Below are 16,653 nucleotides of genomic sequence, written 5' to 3' on the forward strand. Positions count from 1 at the left end.
AGAGCCAGGTCCGGGGGGAGCATGAGATCGGTGCAGCCACCGGATCGGAACAGATATGGAGGCAATACTATGGAAGAAGATAATCAGGAAATACAGATAGAAGTACAGGATTTATACAAGGTTTTTGGCAGTAAACCCGAAAAAGGCATTCAGATGCTGAAGGAAGGGAAGAAAAAACCGGAGATCTTTGAAAAGACCGGGTTAACCGTAGGACTTGACAAAAACTCTTTTAAAGTTTATAAAGGCGAGATATTCGTCCTTATGGGGCTTTCAGGATGTGGAAAGTCCACCCTTCTCCGATGCTTAAACCGCCTTGTCAAACCGACCGAGGGGAAGATCATCATAAATGGGAGAGATATTGTCGGAATGGATGAGGAAGAGATGCGGGAGATCCGCAGGAAGCAGCTTGGGATGATCTTTCAGAACTTTGCCCTTCTCCCTCACCGGACGGTCATCGATAATGTCGCCTTCGGCCTTGAGATCCAGGGGATTGAACTTGTTGAGCGGCATTCAAAAGCCACAGAGGCGATCCGGCTCGTCGGACTTGCCGGCTATGAAGAGAGTATGCCGGATCAGCTCTCCGGAGGAATGAAGCAGCGGGTCGGCCTTGCACGCGCACTTGCAAGTGATGCGGAGATTCTCCTGATGGACGAGGCATTCAGTGCACTTGATCCACTTATCCGCCGTGATATGCAGGATGAACTGATCGATCTCCAGCAGCGGCTGAGCAAGACGATCATCTTCGTCACCCATGATCTTGATGAAGCCCTCAAGATCGGCAGCCGGATCGCACTTATGAAGGATGGGAAGATCATCCAGATCGGGACCGCTGAAGAGATCCTGATGAACCCAAGCAACGAGTATGTTGAGCGGTTCGTCGCCGATGTTGATATGACCCGGGTACTGACGGCGCAGGATGTGATGAAGAAGGCTGATCCGATCATCTCCTGTAAGAGCGGGCCACGCCTTGCTGCCAGGCTGATGAAGGAGTATGGGATCTCAAACCTCTTTGTCGTTACACAGCACCGTATCCTGAAAGGGATAGTGACCATCGATGATGTCGTCGAGGCGGTGAGGAATGACCATAAAACCCTTGAGGAGATCGTTGTACGAGAAGTTCCACAGGTCCACCTGACGACACCCCTTGCGGATATCATTCCCGAGATAGCTGAATCAAGGTTCCCTCTTGCGGTCGTTGATGACGATACAAGACTGAAAGGAATTATTGTCCGAGGTTCGGTCCTCTCTGCCCTTGCCCGAAAGGAGAGTGAACCAATTGTCGCTTAATATTGGAATTGATCTCCCAAAGATCCCTATCGGGGCATTCGTATCCGATCTCGTCGACTGGATCGAGGCCAATCTCGGGTGGCTCCTTGATGGCATCACCGCGGTTCTCCGGTTCCTCCTGAATGGATTCCAGGATATTCTTACATTTTTGCCACCGGAGATCTTCATCCCGATCCTTGCGATCATCATCTACTTCGTAACCCGGCGGGATCATAAACTGGCACTACTCAGTTTTGCGGGGCTGCTCCTGATCTGGAACCTCCAGCTCTGGAACCATGCGATGATGACCCTCGCACTCGTCATTGCATCGACGATTGTCGCCCTTATCATCGGGATACCGATAGGCATCCTTGCCGCAAACAACGACACCATCAATGCTTTCGTCAGGGTGCTCCTCGACTTCATGCAGACGATGCCGGCGTTTGTGTATCTCGTTCCTGCAGTCATCTTCTTCAGCCTCGGTAACGTGCCGGGTATGATCGCAACAGTCGTCTTTGCGATGCCCCCTGCGATCCGGCTGACAAACCTCGGCATCCGCCAGATTCCAACCGAGTTGATAGAGGTCGCCGATGCCTTCGGCGCCACCCCCCGCCAGAAGCTGATCAAGGTGCAGCTGCCTGTGGCACTCCCGACGATCATGGCAGGTGTGAACCAATGTATTATGCTCGCACTCTCGATGGTCGTCATCGCATCGATGATCGGCGCAGCCGGGCTTGGATATCAGGTTCTTGTCGGGATTCAGCGGGTCAATATCGCGATGGGCTTTGAGGCCGGACTTGCTATTGTCATCATTGCCATCATCCTCGATCGGATCACACAGAATCTCATCAAATAAAAAGGTACCCACCAACTTTTTTAATATAATACTTGCAAAAGCAGTATCGGTCTCTATAGACTTTTATTTATCCCATCGAATAGGACGGGATGGATGGTGAAATGATGATTACAAAACGAACAATAATTCCCCTTATCATGGGGCTTATGCTCTTCTCAGCAGTCCTTGTAACAGGATGTGTTGATGAGACACCGGCTGAGCCTGCAAAAGAGATAACCATCGGGCTGGTCACCTGGGACTGTGCCATTGCAAGCTCATATGTCCTTGGAGAGGTCCTTGAACAGGCAGGCTATGATGTGACGATCATGGGTGTGGATGCAGGACCCCTGTATGCAGGTCTTGCACGGGGCGATATCGATGTCACCACGACTGCATGGCTCCCCTTCACCCACGCAACATACTGGGAGCAGTATGGAGATCGTCTCGACTATGTGAATGAGAACATCAAGGGAGAGGCACGTATCGGTCTTGTTGTTCCTGCATACGTCACCATCGACTCCATTGAGGAGATGAACGATGTTGCGGAGAACTTTGATGGAAAGATCATCGGCATCGACCCGGGTGCAGGAATTATGACTGCAACGGAGAATGCGATTGAAGAGTATGATCTCGAGTATGAGCTTGTTGCAAGCAGCAGTGCGGGCATGGCAGCTGAACTCCGATCAGCCATCAACAGGGACGAATGGGTCGTTGTCACCGGATGGGCTCCACACTGGAAGTTCGGTCGCTGGGATTTAAAGTTCCTTGATGATCCAAAGGGTGTCTATGGCGATGCAGAGGATGTCGTCACTATCGCCCGCCTCGGCCTCAAAGAGGACCAGCCTGAAGCATATGCCATCATCGAGCGGTTCGAGTGGACCGGCAATGACATTGCAGAGGTTATGACCGCGATCGAAGACGGGGTTCCCGACAAGGAAGCCGCACAGGCATGGATTGCAGCCAACCCTGATACGGTCAACTCCTGGCTCCACGGCTGAATTGTCGTGTAACGGCAGAGGAGACGGGGTCATCCCGTCTCATTCGCCGGATTGAATCAGAATTTTTTCTTCCGGTCCATGCAGGCGTTGAGGATCATCTCAACCCCATTGAGCATCCCCTCAATGCCTGCAAGGGGCGGGCTTCCAAGGATCACCCTCCCCCTCTGTGGAGGGGTGATACCAACGAATGCCGCACAGGGCTGCATCTGATGCTCGTAGCTTGATCCGAGGATCAGAGTATACTCATCAGACGAGAGGGCATCTGCGATTGCGGCATAGTCTGTTACAGCAATGCCTGATGAGTCATTTCTTGGAAGGATGAGTGAGGAGCCGGCTCCAAGATACGTTCTCAGGATATCATCAAAGAACGAAGCGTATCCCGCCTGTGCGGCAATGGCGGCAACCGGGGGATCATGCCGCCTCAGGTATTTCTCACATGCGGCGATGGCACGCTCCTCAGCCAGTCTGCATTCATCCAGGAGAGGGGAGGGATCTGCACCCGGTACCCTCTCTGCGACCTGCATGATCGTATCGCTGCATGCTGATATACCGAGGAGTGACCCGGAGTCCTCGCCGATGATCGCGGGATAATCGGGATTGACCGTTACCGTCAGCGGGGCTGCATGGGAGATCGCCTCGATATGATCAGCTGCGACAACGGTGCCGACGGGAATACCTGCACGTGCAAGCATTCTCCCTGCCTCATGCAGATTACCCCGCCAGAAGGGATCAAGAAGGCAGACACCCCCGATATTCACCCCATCTGCAGTTATCGCCGCCTCGCTCATCAGTGCCTCTCCGGCGATACGATAGCCGGACTCGACCCCGCCAAGAAATCCTGGTGCGTCAACGAAGAGGGCAGAGTAGCCGTCAAGATACGGGGCGAGATCCTCACCCATCAGGGCCGGAACACAGGAGTTGACGACCGCGACCCGCCCGCCCCTTTTTGATACATCCGAAACGACTGAGCGCAGCCGCTCCCCGGTTCCAAAGACGACCTCGTCATGAAGGATGAACGATCCATAGAGGGGGGTTCTGATGAGGGATTTCGGATAATAATAACAGCCACTCGACCCATGGATCACAACAGATATCCCGGTATAGCCGGCGAGGAATGCGACAGCCCCTGTCAGGGCACATGGCCAGATGGGATTAATACATTCAGGCACGCGAGATGCACCTCCGCCAGCTTTGAAGCATCCGCCGGATACCGGTGGTTCCAACGGGTGGATCAAACGGGAGCGGGATGGGGATCCCCGGTTCTTCCTCCACCATCCCGATTGAGTTCATGACAGTGCGGGCAGCCCCCAGCACACCGGGATCTGCCAGAGAAGTATTAATCGAGACCGGGATCCCTCTGAGATCAGAAAATGACGCCACAAGATCCTCCTGCATCCCTTCTTCATCCCGGATGGCGGCATATGAATCGATCCCGGTGACCTCACCTGCCTGCCGAAGGAACCGGAGACTCCCTTCCAGCCCGATGGGAAAACCAGAGATGATGCCCGTTCCAAAGCGGGAAGATAGTGCAGATCCTATCGGATACAGTGAGGGATCACGCAGGATAGCATAACGGGCTGAACTGATCCGGGAACAGTCATTCGCAGGCATCCTCCTGACGAACCTGAGGCCGGAGTCGATCTCGAGGAGAGAGAGGAGGCGGGAAACCTCAGCATAGTTCTCTTCCGCCTCATATTCAAGATTCTTCTCACCGACGATCATCATACTGTCATCCGGGGAGGAGATATCAGGAGAGGAGAGATCCATCAGACGCATAAGGGCGTTGTGTATGCCATCAGAGAAGCCGCCACCAAGAAACCCGGATCCTGGAATATGAACAACCGGAATCCCCCGTCTCTCCCTGCAGACAGCAGCCGTATCATCACCGATTGTATCTGCAATGCAGGTGGAGATGACACAGATGAGGGAGGGATTGTAGGATTCGGCTGAACGGATCGCCTGCATCAATGCCCCTTCACCACCGAAGATCACCTCCTCTTCGCTGACATTGCTTGATACAAGGAGGGGTATATCAGAGCAGTCGTTCTCGGCCAGTGACGCATGGAGAAGGGAGGCGTTATGATGGGTGCAGCCGGCCGGGCCATGTATCACCGTGACGGCATCCTGCAGAAAACAGGTGACGGAGAGGGCACCGGTTAGTGTGCACCCTTCATTCCTTGAGATATCGGTATGCGAGTGATTCAAGATCATCCATCGAGAGTGGTGTTGGAATAGTGAATGTCGTATTTTGAAGAATGATATCAGCAGAGCGCCGGTACACCTCTGCCTGAGAGGATTCCGGGGCATATTCGACGACAGTCTTCTTGTTCAGCTCGGCCTGCTGGACCGTCGGGGATCGCGGGATGAACGTAATCATCCGGGATCCGATACGTTGAGCAAATTCACTGACGAGATCCTCCTCATCGGGAATATTTTTGCCATTACCGATCACGCCGCCAAGACGGACACTGCTCCGCTTATTGGCGCTGAGGCGGGCGATTGCCTTTGCGATATTATTTGCCGCATAGAGGGACATCAGCTCGCCTGATGTGACAAGATATATCTCCTCTGCATAGCCCTCTCTCATCGGCATTGCAAATCCACCGCAGACAACATCACCAAGGACATCATAGACGATGAGATCCCCTTTCAGTGCTCCGAGCTTCTCAAGGAGCTGGAAGGTTGCAATAATCCCCCTGCCAGCACAGCCGATTCCCGGCTCAGGCCCTCCGGCCTCGACGCATCGGACACCCCTGTATCCGGGAAAGATGATATCCTGGACAGTGACGTCCTTCTGCTTTTCGCGTATCACATCAAGGACCGTTGGGATGATACGCCCGTTCATCAGCATCCGGGTGCTGTCATGTTTTGGATCACACCCAATCTGCAGGAGATCCAGCCCTTTATCCGCCCATGCAGCCGAGAGATTCGCCGAGGTCGTCGATTTCCCGATACCGCCCTTCCCATAGAGGGCAATCTGTCTCATTACAGAAGAGGTTGGGTCTAAAAGAGTATAGAACTTGTGATAACTCCACCATGATTGTCAAGGTCACGCCCGGTCAAAGCCTTTCAGAAGGCCCATCACGAGGACGATGACCGGGATCACCTCAAGCCGCCCGATCCACATCAGGAGAATGAAGAAGATCTTTGAGATTGCCGACATATCAGCCGAAACATGGCCGGTACTGATCCCGTTATTGCAGGCAGCGGTGATGACATCGAAGATGACATGGCTTGTATCGTATCCCGGACCTTCGAAGAGGAGGATACAGATTGTGCTGAAGAATATGATGATGAAGTAGAGGACGATGATCAGCATATTCTTTGAGACCTCATACTCAGCGACCATCTTCGGTATGCTCCGCCCATCATGCCGGAACGGAATAATCGCACGTCCGGAGATGAAGATGCGGCGGAACCACCAGATGAGCCCCTCATAACAGATCACCACGCGCTCAAGTTTCAGCCCGCCGGCAGTGCTCCCCGCCGCCCCCCCGATGACCATCAGTGCCGAGAGGAAGAGGATGGTTGCACTCGGCCATAACGCCGGGTTGGTATTCTGAAATCCGGTCGTTGTTGCAGCCGATACGGTCATAAAGAGACCATAACGGATGGCATCAGAGGCAGCAAGGCCACTTTGATAGATGAGATCAAGCGTGATGAAGAGAAGACCACAGCCAATGATGGCAAGGAGCAGGGCTGCCTGCCGCTCCCGGAAGAAGGTAAAGATTTTCTTTGAATAGAGGGAGAAATAAATCTTGAACGGAAGGGCGCCTGCAATCATGATCGGGATGAGGAGGAGCTCCATCAGATAGTTATCATACTGTGCGATGCCTGCATCATACATCGTGAATCCGCCTGTCGCGATTGCGACAAGTCCAAGATTCAGCGCATCCCAGGGACCCACACCCGAAATGAGCACCAGCCCGATTCCGGCGAGTGTCAGAACGATATAAATCTTCCACATAAATATGCCGGTATCAACGACACTCGGGAGAAAAGACTCGGATCGTGCCTCAGACCGGTACATACCCCTCTGAACAAGGCCTGAGCGGTTGACCATTGCGATGGTGAAGGCAACGATCCCGATACCCCCCATCCATTGCATAAAGGATCGCCAGAAGAGGAGGGTCTTTGGGAGATCATCAAGTCCGGTGATCATCGTCAGGCCTGTCGTCGTCCACCCTGACATCGCCTCAAAGACGCAATCAAGATAAGGCATTCCTGTTCCGAAATAGAAAGGAAGTGCCCCGATTAATGAAGCAAAAAGCCAGACAACTGCCACAGAGCTGAGAGAGACCGAAAGGCGTGCCTGTTTATTCGAGGGGGGTGCATTCCTGAGGAGACTGCCGGTGAGGAAGAAGATGATGGGGACGACCGCCATCGCCACAAGAACATCCCATTCACGAAAATACCATGTGATCAGGAGCGGGGCCGAAGAGGCAAACCCCATAAACTGGAGGATGCCCCCGAGATCACGGGCGATGACCAGGAAGTGCTCCCATCGATCCATTGTATCAGATAGTACGGGCGAGCGTAAATAGATTGACCGGTCAGAGCGGCTCTCCTATGAGAGAGCATCGCCTGCAGATGATACGCCACGCGATGAGCAGGGCAACCACGTTCGTTGGGGTGATCGTTCTCCCCGGGAAGAAGGGGAGGGCGCAGATTGTCGTCTGCTCCTCGATGCTCTCCTCAAGTGAACGGGCAAAGCCGAATGGGAGATACCCATCAAGGGTCAGGGAGGAGAGCCGGCGATCATCGAGCAGCACCTCACCCGATCCGATGCTGAAAGGACCGTCTGCACACGGGAGAATGCGTGCGAGATCAAGGGTAAACGGAACAGCAGGGACACAACCAACCGGGATGGTCTGAAGGAGAGAGACCCTGTAGAGAGAAGGGTCATCTGGGAAAGCGCAGCTGCTCTCCTCTATCCTGATGATCATATCTGCGTATTTCCGTTGGAAAGCAATGTACTGTTCAAAATCAGGCTTTCTCTCTTCAATTTCTGCAAGGACCTCCTCACGGCGGTACCCCCGATCCCCGACATCACGTCTGACCTTCCATGCAAATTTGACATCATCATCGGGATCAACATAGATCGAGATATCAATCAATGACCGCAGCTCCTCATTGAAGAGGGGATGCAGCCCTTCGATGATAATGATGCTTCGGGGAGCAAAAGGAACCTCCGGGTCGAAAGTTCCTGTCTCATGGTTGTAGACAGGCTTGGATATCGCCCTTCCTGATCGGAGGGTGGCAAGATCAGAGGCGAGACGGTCGAAGCGGTTGGCATCCGGATGGAGCGGGGTGATCCTCTTCTCTGCACGCTCCTGCCGATCATATCTGTGATAGTCATCAAGGGTGATCGTCCCGACAACCGAGGGCCCAAGAATAACCCGGATGAGATCGGTAAATGTCGTCTTTCCGGAACCGCTGTCTCCCGCAACCCCGATGATGAGTGGGGTGGTCGATTTGGCTATCGCGGTATGGTACTCTTCAGGCGTCATAGATGATAGTTGATCCCTTGATTATTGAGCCTTTTCGCATCAGAACCATTGATCAAGGCTCTTCTGCCCGGATGATGAGCGGGAGGGGGCAATCCGATCCATTACTCCTGAGATGCGATCAGCAGAGAAGCCATACTCTTCGATCAACATCTCCCTCACAGCATCCGGATTAGGAGGTCGCCAGTCCGGCCGATAGTCTCTGTTGATCGGGGGGGAGAGGAAGAATTCCCGGACGGGATCGGGATCAAATGCCAGATCCTTCTCCCTGAGCACCTCATCGAACCGTCCTTCACGTACAATCTTCTCGGCTTTCTTCGGGCCTATCCCATAGATGCCATCGTTGAAATCCGTTCCGACGAGGATAGCGATATCAATCAGCATCTCCCGGGTCATCGAAAGGCCGTTGAGGAGTTCCGGGAGATAGATCCGCTCAGGAGAGATCGTCTGCTGCTTCCCCCGTATTCGCCGCTTCCCGGAGACGGTCAGGTTTCTGATAAGAACCGATGCTCCAAAGAGAAGGGAGTCATAGTCCTGTGAGACCGAGTAGGTAGCCACCCCGGATTCGATGAGCGCCGCGGACTGAGCCTCACCTTCAGAGGGTGCCTCCATCCAGGGGATGCCCAGCGCATCAAGAAGCCGCTGACTGCTCCCGATGATCGCATGATCGATCCGGGATGATACCATTGCCGCACGGTACGCAGCCTCGGTGTCACCCCGTCTCAGGGCATCCTCCCAGTTCGCCTGGCCGGCTTCACGCACCTCGCGCCTCCCGGATATGGTCTTCTCCTTGAGATCCGGTGGAGCACCATCGTAGATATAGACAGGCCTGATCTCCCTCTCAAGGAAATGAGCGGTCCGGAAGAGGATGCCCGAGAGATGGGAGGTGACCCTCCCCTCGGTATCCTTCAGCGGTGTTCCATCAGGCTGGCGAATGATCGATATAAACTGATACAGTGCATTGTGCGCATCAATTGCTGCCACTCCTTTCAGTTCTTCCCATCCGACAGGATGGCGGTACCCTTCAAGGAGGGGGCGGATAGGTACTCCCATATCTATTCGTTAGCGGTACCGTCGGTTCATACCATCGACGATGACGCCAAGCTGTTCAATAATTCTTTCATGCTTCCGGTTCAGGCTTGAAGAGATCTCCTCAAGATTTACCCGCATCATCCTTTCACGGGAGATGATACTCTCTTCTAACCTGCGTATCTTTATCCCGAGTGAGAAGAAGAGACCTCCCAGCGAGAGCATCATCAGTGTTGCTGCGACTGCGATGGTAACATCATGCCAGAGCCGGATGACGAGCATCAGTGTCGAAATGACCAGCACGACGATGAGGATACCATCCCAGAGAGAATCACGAGCGTCCATGTTTTACCATAAGAAGAACCAATATAATTAAGCTACCTATCCGGAGCAGACTCTTATGGATCAGCGAAATCTACCCGCCATCATCGGCATGCCGATCATCCTCCTCGCCGTCATCATCGGCGGAGTACTTCTTGCAGCTCCTGTTGAGGGGGCAGGATTAACAGCATTTGAGGATCCCGATTCAATGGCAAACCCCTTCATCTTCCTTGCCATCCTTCTGACATTCACCGCCATTCTCCTTCTCCTCATCCGCGCGGCAAAACAGAATATCATCAGCCTGATCATCGGTGGCGCAATCTTCCTCACCTATATCTATGTCTATTCTGCGATACTCCACCACTTTTTCGGAGATGATATCATCACCATACCCGGTGCCATCCTCTTTGCCGGAGTTTCAATCGGGCTTCTGTACAGGTTCCCCCGATGGTATGTTATCGATGCTCTCGGCATAGTTCTTGCCTCAGGTGTCGCGGCAATCTTTGGTGCCTCACTTGCGATCATGCCGGTTATCATACTGCTTACAGCCCTTGCCATCTATGATGCAATCTCTGTCTACCGGACAAAGCACATGATCACCCTTGCCGAAGGGGTGATGGAGCAGAAGATGCCGATCCTGTTTATTATACCAAAGGATCGACATTTCACCGGCACATATGAGAAGATCTCCTCCACACCTGAAAGAGAAGGGACAAAGAAAGAGAGGAGTACATTTCTTATGGGGATGGGAGATGCGATCATGCCGGCAATTCTTGTCGTATCTGCATTCACCTTTCTTGAAAGCCCGGTTCCGGCGATTGCAGCTGCCGCCGGAACCTTCGTCGGCCTCTTCGTCCTCCTGAGAATGGTCTTTTCTGGAAAACCACAGGCAGGTCTTCCCCCATTAAACGCAGGGGTTATTCTTGGTTTTCTGGCAGGGTGTATGCTGGTGTCGGAGTGGTCGTGGGTGTTCGCTCTTTGAGAGCGGCCTCCAGAACCTCCTCCACCCCCTCTCCTGTCACTGTTGATATTCAGAACCCCTTCATACCGTGCCAGATCCAACCTGTTGGCAACGACGATGCGGAAACCTTGGCCAACCCCCTCATCTCTTCCAGAAGCAGTTCCTGTGTCTCAAGCTCATACCCGCAATAGGCACGTGCATCGACGATAAAGATGATGAGATCTGCGACATAGATCAGGGCGTTTCATGCCTGCCGCTCGATCCGGCCCCTCTTGACCCGCCCGGCGGTATCGAGGATACCGGGTGTGTCAATGAACTGTATCCTCTCACGGCGGGTCACCTGACGGTGGCCGACGACAACCTCTTTTGTGGTAAACGGATATGATGCCACCTCGGGTTTCGCAGTTGAGACGAGTCGTATGAACGAGCTCTTCCCAACATTCGGATATCCGGTGAGACGACCGGAAGTTTCCGGAGGATGTTGCGTGCATCAAAAAAGAGGGGTTATCGTAGGTTTTCTGGCAGGGTGTATTCTGGTATCGGAGTGGTCGAGGGTGTTCGCTCTTTAAGAGCGGCCTCCAGAACCTCCTCCACCCCCTCTCCTGTCACTGTCGACATATTGAGAACCCCTTCAACTTCATAGCGGGCTAAATCCGACTTGTTGGCGACAACAATGATCGGAACCTTTGCCAGCTCCCTGACCTCTTCAAGGAGCAGTTCCTGTGTCTCAAGATCATACCCGCAATGGGCACTTGCATCAATGATAAAGACGATGAGATCTGCGACATAGATCAGGGCGTTTAATGCCTGCCGCTCGATCCGGTTCCTCTCGACCCGTCCGCCGGTATCCAGGATGCCGGGTGTGTCAATGAACTGAATCCTCTCCCGCCGGGTCACCTGGCGGTGGCCGACGACGACGCCTTTTGTGGTGAACGGATATGATGCCACCTCCGGGGTCGCAGTTGAGACGAGCCTGATGAAAGAACTCTTCCCAACATTCGGATACCCTGCGATGACGACGGTAAACTCATCAGGGGAGACGACCGGAAGTTTTCGGAGGATGTTGCGTGCATCATTCAAAAATCTCAGATCCTTATCGATCTGGTGAACCATCGAGGCGATCCGTGCCACAGCCTGTTTCCGTGCAGCAAGGCTGTCGGGGGAGTGCCGCATCGTCTTTGCGATCTCCTTACCCTTATCACGGGTATGCCATGCCGCCCAGCCGACAGCACCAAACGCCTTCCTCATCTCCTCGATATCAAAGAGGATATCGACAAGATCCCGGTAGAACGGGGGGAGAGTATGAAATTCAGGGAATGACTGGATGATTGCCACCAGTTTATCATGAACAGCCTGGGTGATTGCTCGGACAAACTCTTCATTTGCTCGATCCTTATTGTTCTTTTTGCGCATCTTCTTTGCCGCACGGCGGAAACTCCTGTCGAGTAATTCATCTGCCGTCGGAACGGTTGGTATTGTATCAAACATCAGCGACGTATCCCCAAGCTATTTATTTGTATATAAATGAACAATCATTATGGATCTCTCACTCATCCAGAAAGATATTCTTATAACATTAATCTCCCTCTATCATCAACATTCTCATCCCGTGAAAGGAGATGATATTGCAGATATCATCAAAAGAAATCCGGGAACTGTCCGGAACCAGATGCAGGCATTGAAAGCGCTCGGTCTTGTTGACGGAGTCCCCGGACCAAAAGGAGGGTATCACCCGACCGCAGAGGCATATCGGGAGCTGAATATTAAGCCGACCGACGATGAGGCTGAGGTGACGATAACCCGGGACGGGGAGATAATACAAGGAATTAAAGTGACAGAGATCGACTTCACCACCCTCTGCCACCCGGATCTCTGCCATTCCCTCATCAGAATAATTGGAAATGTCAGAAACTTCAACATCGGGGAAGAGATCACCATCGGCCCGACTCCTGTCAACAAACTGATGATCCGCGGCGAGGTCTTTGGCAGGGACGAAATTCAGGGCGCGCTCCTCATATCAATCTCAGAGATGACCTCACTCCCAAAGAAGTCGATCCGCCATTATATGAGTACGCCCCTTATCAGTATGGCACCTGAAACCCCGATACATGAGGCAATATCCATCTCTATCCGCCACAGGATTCATGGTGCCCCGGTCATCGTCGGAGAGGAGCTTCATGGGATCATCACCCTGACTGATATCGTCAAGGCAATTGATCGCAATCTTCCCCTTGACACCCCGATCAGCACCATCATGACCCACGATGTCATTGAAGCTGATGGTGACACAAGACTGTATGAGGTGATACGCAGGTTTAAAGAGCGTGAGATCGGGAGGCTGATCGTCGTTGATGACGGAAAGCCCGTCGGCATCCTCACCCAGTCTGATATTATCCGTGTCTTTCCCACCCTGTAACTTCTTCTTTTTGGAAAAATGAGAATAATTTATATACTTATCAACCAACCATCTTTCTATGACGTTGGCTTTTGCTCGTACGCTTCGGCGAAAGAAGATCATGAGTAGTGACGGCAAGGTGATCGGGCAACTGAAAAATATTATCATTGATGTTGACAGTGGCCAGGTGATCAACCTGGTTGTCCTCCCCGAATCCGGGTTTGATGCCTCAAGCTATAAGCTGGATAACAACTGCATGCTCGTTCCGTTTGAAGCGGTAAAAGATATTAAGGATTATATCGTCGTTGACCGGTATATGCTCAGATGATCGGATCAAAAAAAGCGTTCAAGGGCAGATAATACTCCATCCGAGAAACCATCACCATACGAGCGCTCAGTAACAGAGTTCGCAATTTTTTTCAATCCGGAACTCCCATTTTTCATTGTAATTCCATACCCCGCAGTTTCAAGCATCTCAATATCATTATCCGAGTCCCCGACAGCGAGGAAGTCCTCCGGGGAGAGGGAGAGGAGGGGGGCAAGTTTCAGAAGCGCGTTTCCCTTTGAGAGGCCGGGTGGTTGCAGATGAATGGCAAAGCCGGTGTCGATCACCCTCACCGGGATATCGGCCAGGACGTCCCTCACCTCCCCGACCGGGACGGTCTTTGCAAATGCAACATCCACATATCGGAGATCCATGCTGAACGGGATGAGATCCACCCCCTGATCACCATAATAGGATGTAAGACGGTCATATGCACGAAGGGAGACCGACCGGTCACCCGTCACAACAAGCTCACCATCAAACCCTGTCTGAAATACCCCTCCGTTCTCACCAATAACAGCACCATCTGTTCCAATCATCCGGGCAACCGCATCAAGGAAGCAGATGGTATTCCCGGAAGCAAGAACGACCGGGATATCCCGATCCAGGAGGAGGCGGATCGTCTCGATGGCACCGGTATTGATCCTCCTCTTCTCATCGGTCAGTGTACCGTCAATGTCACAGACAAGGGCTTTTAACACGGTTTTATTCCTGCCTTCTCGACCATGAAGGTCGCTTCGCCTTCAGGGAGGTTCGGACTGTCCACAAGCCGTGCAATCCTCTTGCCGGCCTTGCTCTTCCTTAGATATAGCCGGAATGTTGCCGAGTGGCCGACGATATTTCCACCTATCGGCTTTGTCGGATCGCCAAAGAAGACACCGGGGTTCGACATGACCTGGTTGGTGACAAGAGCGACGGCATTATGCTCATCGACGAGCTTGAAGAGCTCATGCATATGACGGTTCAGTTTCTGCTGCCGTGGTGCAAGTGTCCCCCGCCCCGCATACTCTGCGCGGAAGTGGCCGGTGAGTGAATCAATGATGATGAGCCGGATTGGTTTATCCGTATCCCTCTTCTCGTTTGCAAGATCCCGGGCACTATCGATGAGGAGCATCTGATGATCCGAGGTGTGCGCCCGTGCAATATGGATATGCTCAAGGAACTCTTCGGGTGTTCCAACCTCGCAGTCGACCGCAAGCCCCTCCACCATCTGGGTGATACGCTCCGGCCTGAATGTATTTTCTGTATCGATATAGAGACAACTCCCTCCAAGACCGCCACATTCTACCGGGAGCTGGCAGTTGACCGCCATCTGGTGGACGATCTGACTCTTTCCGGATCCAAATTCCCCATAGAGCTCGGTGATCGCCTGGGTTTCGATCCCGCCACCGAGGAGCTCATCGAACTCAGGAACAAATGACCTGAGTTTCCGAACATCCTGCCTCTTGAGGAGGACATCAGTTCCGGTCTTGAAGCCACCGATATCGGCGATCTCGCGTGCGCCCTTGATGATCTTTTTGGCAGTCGCCTCACCAAGCTCCGCAGCCTCGGCCAGATCGGCCGTTGTTGCGGTTGCGATACTCTCTACGGAACAATATCCTGCTTCACGAAGCCTCTCTGCACTTGCGGGGCCGATACCAGGGACATCTTCCAGTTCTATTAATGCCATATCTTCTTACTCCTTGTTGAGATATGATCTGATATTCTCAGGGAGAGGTTATCAATACCTGACAGCAGGGGGTGAAAGTGAAGCAGACGCATCCAGGCGATCCCCGAGAGCCCCGGGGTCAGTGACGATCTGCATTGCCTCATCAACAATGAGCCGCTTCCCGCATAATCTCCCATTCAGGCGGTAGCGTCCGGCAAGCTGGAGATCGTCTGATTCAAGGATATACAGGTTGTCTCTGGTGGCAAGGGCAGTCCCTTCCGGTGAGAGGACAACGACCCCTTCAATCTCCAGATCACAGGAGACCTCCGGCAGAACCCTGATAGCACTCCCAAAACCGACAGACACTTCCACATCACCATACCGGTTCAGCCGTGCCGCTGCATTGTAGACCTCTATCATCTCATCTGGAAAGAATGGATCCCTCGCTCGTTCGCCCCAGATGACAACCCTCAGCGGACCTTCGATAAAGAGATTCCGGACCCATGAAGCTTCACCCTTCCGCGTGGTAAAGGGGCGGGCCGGATGGACGGTAGTAATCCTGCCACGGACAGAGTAGACGCCTTTATCCATCACCTCGTGAGGTGGTGTCAGGAGGACGCCGATCTCGTGATCGAGCGGAATGATTCCTGATCCCTCTTCAAGGAGGTACTCGACACCGGTATCTGTCGAGCGGCGCTTTGCCCCGGTTATCCGGACGGATGCCCCCTCACTGAGGGTATCGAAGAGGGGGGAATCCCATCCAAGAAGCCGGGCTGAACCTGTCGGGTCCCCGATGATCGCCTCATAGATGGTTCCTTCACCCCCGTCTCTCCGGGAGAAGTGCCGTGGAGGCTGGATTGCGAGGATCCGTGCATCAATATCAGCCTCCGAGGGGAGGGATGACTCTTTCTGCACCGGAATCTGGATCTCAACACCGGTCACACGGACGGCAAGGCCATGAATTTCGGTTCTTCTCCCCTCCTTCGGGCGACCTATCACCTCAAGGACAGTACCGGTCTCAACTTCATGAATACCCGCTGCTTTCTCATCCCAGAGGATGAGGATGATACTTCCGGTCTCGTCAGCCAGCTCCACCCGTGCAACACAGCCCACTGATCCGTCATCACGCGTGAACTCTCTTGGTTCGGTGAGGCGCATCACCCTGCCATAAAGGGAGACAAGAGAGGGGGAGGGGGTGATCGCCCCTATCTTCTGGTGAGCCCTGCCGATATCCTCAACCACGAGGAGTGCGGCAGCAGTCTCATCAATGGCACCACCAAATGAAGCGGCCTTCTCCTCAACCCGGCGATCGAACTCCTCCCTGGTGAGGATATCATCAACAAGGGCGTAGTGAAACCTCACAGGGAA

19 protein-coding genes are annotated in these 16,653 nt (G+C 53.3%); 6 read left to right on the forward strand and 13 right to left on the reverse strand.

Features of this window, described 5'->3' with window-relative positions; all coding sequences use genetic code 11:
* Nucleotides 1-69 precede the first annotated feature (69 nt).
* The 3 genes from J2T58_RS03495 to J2T58_RS03505 all read left to right on the forward strand — a co-directional run bounded on the left by J2T58_RS03495 (nucleotide 70) and on the right by J2T58_RS03505 (nucleotide 3,099).
* Nucleotides 70-1,287 carry a quaternary amine ABC transporter ATP-binding protein gene (locus J2T58_RS03495; RefSeq protein WP_253487465.1) on the forward strand — a complete coding sequence of 406 codons (1,218 nt, stop codon included), beginning with the start codon at nucleotides 70-72 and terminating at the stop codon, nucleotides 1,285-1,287.
* Nucleotides 1,277-2,122, forward strand: coding sequence for an ABC transporter permease (locus J2T58_RS03500; protein WP_301287458.1), 846 nt, complete (start codon nucleotides 1,277-1,279; stop codon nucleotides 2,120-2,122). Before J2T58_RS03495 ends, J2T58_RS03500 begins: the two co-directional genes overlap by 11 nt.
* A 101-nt stretch (nucleotides 2,123-2,223) precedes the next feature.
* Nucleotides 2,224-3,099 carry a glycine betaine ABC transporter substrate-binding protein gene (locus J2T58_RS03505; RefSeq protein ID WP_253487467.1) on the forward strand — a complete coding sequence of 292 codons (876 nt, stop codon included), beginning with the start codon at nucleotides 2,224-2,226 and terminating at the stop codon, nucleotides 3,097-3,099.
* A 56-nt stretch (nucleotides 3,100-3,155) separates the two neighbouring features.
* On the opposite strand, the gene J2T58_RS03510 is transcribed toward J2T58_RS03505, so the two are convergent.
* The 7 genes from J2T58_RS03510 to J2T58_RS03540 all read right to left on the reverse strand — a co-directional run bounded on the left by J2T58_RS03510 (nucleotide 3,156) and on the right by J2T58_RS03540 (nucleotide 9,980).
* Nucleotides 3,156-4,268, reverse strand: coding sequence for a nitrogenase component 1 (locus J2T58_RS03510; RefSeq protein ID WP_253487469.1), 1,113 nt, complete (start codon nucleotides 4,266-4,268; stop codon nucleotides 3,156-3,158).
* The gene (locus J2T58_RS03515) at nucleotides 4,261-5,310 is read right to left on the reverse strand and encodes a nitrogenase component 1 (protein ID WP_253487470.1); all 1,050 of its coding nucleotides are present in this window, start codon (nucleotides 5,308-5,310) and stop codon (nucleotides 4,261-4,263) included. Before J2T58_RS03515 ends, J2T58_RS03510 begins: the two co-directional genes overlap by 8 nt.
* Nucleotides 5,270-6,085 (reverse strand): Ni-sirohydrochlorin a,c-diamide reductive cyclase ATP-dependent reductase subunit, encoded by an 816-nt coding sequence (gene cfbC / locus J2T58_RS03520; RefSeq protein ID WP_253487471.1) that lies wholly within the window; start codon nucleotides 6,083-6,085, stop codon nucleotides 5,270-5,272. Before cfbC ends, J2T58_RS03515 begins: the two co-directional genes overlap by 41 nt.
* 63 nt (nucleotides 6,086-6,148) lie before the next feature.
* On the reverse strand, nucleotides 6,149-7,612 hold the full coding sequence (locus J2T58_RS03525; protein ID WP_253487472.1) for a TrkH family potassium uptake protein: 1,464 nt from the start codon (nucleotides 7,610-7,612) through the stop codon (nucleotides 6,149-6,151).
* A gap of 40 nt (nucleotides 7,613-7,652) precedes the next feature.
* The gene (locus J2T58_RS03530; RefSeq protein ID WP_253487473.1) at nucleotides 7,653-8,609 is read right to left on the reverse strand and encodes a phosphoribulokinase; all 957 of its coding nucleotides are present in this window, start codon (nucleotides 8,607-8,609) and stop codon (nucleotides 7,653-7,655) included.
* 39 nt (nucleotides 8,610-8,648) lie between these two features.
* Complete coding sequence (gene fen / locus J2T58_RS03535; protein ID WP_253487475.1) at nucleotides 8,649-9,659, reverse strand: flap endonuclease-1; 1,011 nt, start codon at nucleotides 9,657-9,659, stop codon at nucleotides 8,649-8,651.
* Between the two features lie 9 nt (nucleotides 9,660-9,668).
* Nucleotides 9,669-9,980, reverse strand: a complete 312-nt coding sequence (locus J2T58_RS03540) for a hypothetical protein (protein WP_253487477.1) — start codon at nucleotides 9,978-9,980, stop codon at nucleotides 9,669-9,671.
* Between the two features lie 55 nt (nucleotides 9,981-10,035).
* Here J2T58_RS03540 and J2T58_RS03545 point away from each other — a divergent pair, with 55 nt between their 5' ends.
* A complete protein-coding gene (locus tag J2T58_RS03545; RefSeq protein ID WP_253487479.1) occupies nucleotides 10,036-10,938 on the forward strand; it encodes a presenilin family intramembrane aspartyl protease PSH in 903 nt (300 codons plus the stop codon).
* A 49-nt stretch (nucleotides 10,939-10,987) separates the two neighbouring features.
* On the opposite strand, the gene J2T58_RS03550 is transcribed toward J2T58_RS03545, so the two are convergent.
* The 3 genes from J2T58_RS03550 to J2T58_RS03560 form a co-directional block, all read right to left on the reverse strand.
* Nucleotides 10,988-11,155: a hypothetical protein gene (locus tag J2T58_RS03550; RefSeq protein ID WP_301287463.1), complete on the reverse strand. Its 168-nt coding sequence runs from the start codon at nucleotides 11,153-11,155 to the stop codon at nucleotides 10,988-10,990.
* A gap of 6 nt (nucleotides 11,156-11,161) precedes the next feature.
* Nucleotides 11,162-11,338, reverse strand: coding sequence for a GTPase (locus J2T58_RS03555; protein ID WP_253487584.1), 177 nt, complete (start codon nucleotides 11,336-11,338; stop codon nucleotides 11,162-11,164).
* 83 nt (nucleotides 11,339-11,421) lie between these two features.
* Entirely contained in the window at nucleotides 11,422-12,408 is a 987-nt protein-coding gene (locus J2T58_RS03560; RefSeq protein WP_253487586.1) for an NOG1 family protein, read from the reverse strand.
* Nucleotides 12,409-12,454: 46 nt separating this feature from the next.
* Here J2T58_RS03560 and J2T58_RS03565 point away from each other — a divergent pair, with 46 nt between their 5' ends.
* Both J2T58_RS03565 and J2T58_RS03570 read left to right on the forward strand, forming a co-directional pair.
* Nucleotides 12,455-13,333: a CBS domain-containing protein gene (locus J2T58_RS03565; protein ID WP_253487480.1), complete on the forward strand. Its 879-nt coding sequence runs from the start codon at nucleotides 12,455-12,457 to the stop codon at nucleotides 13,331-13,333.
* Nucleotides 13,334-13,391: 58 nt separating this feature from the next.
* The gene (locus J2T58_RS03570) at nucleotides 13,392-13,640 is read left to right on the forward strand and encodes a PRC-barrel domain-containing protein (RefSeq protein ID WP_253487481.1); all 249 of its coding nucleotides are present in this window, start codon (nucleotides 13,392-13,394) and stop codon (nucleotides 13,638-13,640) included.
* A 5-nt stretch (nucleotides 13,641-13,645) separates the two neighbouring features.
* On the opposite strand, the gene J2T58_RS03575 is transcribed toward J2T58_RS03570, so the two are convergent.
* Genes J2T58_RS03575 through J2T58_RS03585 form a run of 3 tightly spaced genes read right to left on the reverse strand, consistent with a single transcriptional unit; the run spans nucleotide 13,646 to nucleotide 16,647 of the window.
* Nucleotides 13,646-14,338, reverse strand: coding sequence for a phosphoglycolate phosphatase (locus J2T58_RS03575; protein WP_253487482.1), 693 nt, complete (start codon nucleotides 14,336-14,338; stop codon nucleotides 13,646-13,648).
* A complete protein-coding gene (radA, locus tag J2T58_RS03580; protein ID WP_253487483.1) occupies nucleotides 14,332-15,306 on the reverse strand; it encodes a DNA repair and recombination protein RadA in 975 nt (324 codons plus the stop codon). Before radA ends, J2T58_RS03575 begins: the two co-directional genes overlap by 7 nt.
* A gap of 51 nt (nucleotides 15,307-15,357) precedes the next feature.
* Nucleotides 15,358-16,647 carry an OB-fold nucleic acid binding domain-containing protein gene (locus J2T58_RS03585; RefSeq protein ID WP_253487485.1) on the reverse strand — a complete coding sequence of 430 codons (1,290 nt, stop codon included), beginning with the start codon at nucleotides 16,645-16,647 and terminating at the stop codon, nucleotides 15,358-15,360.
* Nucleotides 16,648-16,653 lie beyond the last annotated feature (6 nt).

Origin of the sequence: Methanocalculus alkaliphilus, assembly GCF_024170505.1 — an archaeon.
GTDB lineage: Archaea > Halobacteriota > Methanomicrobia > Methanomicrobiales > Methanocorpusculaceae > Methanocalculus > Methanocalculus alkaliphilus.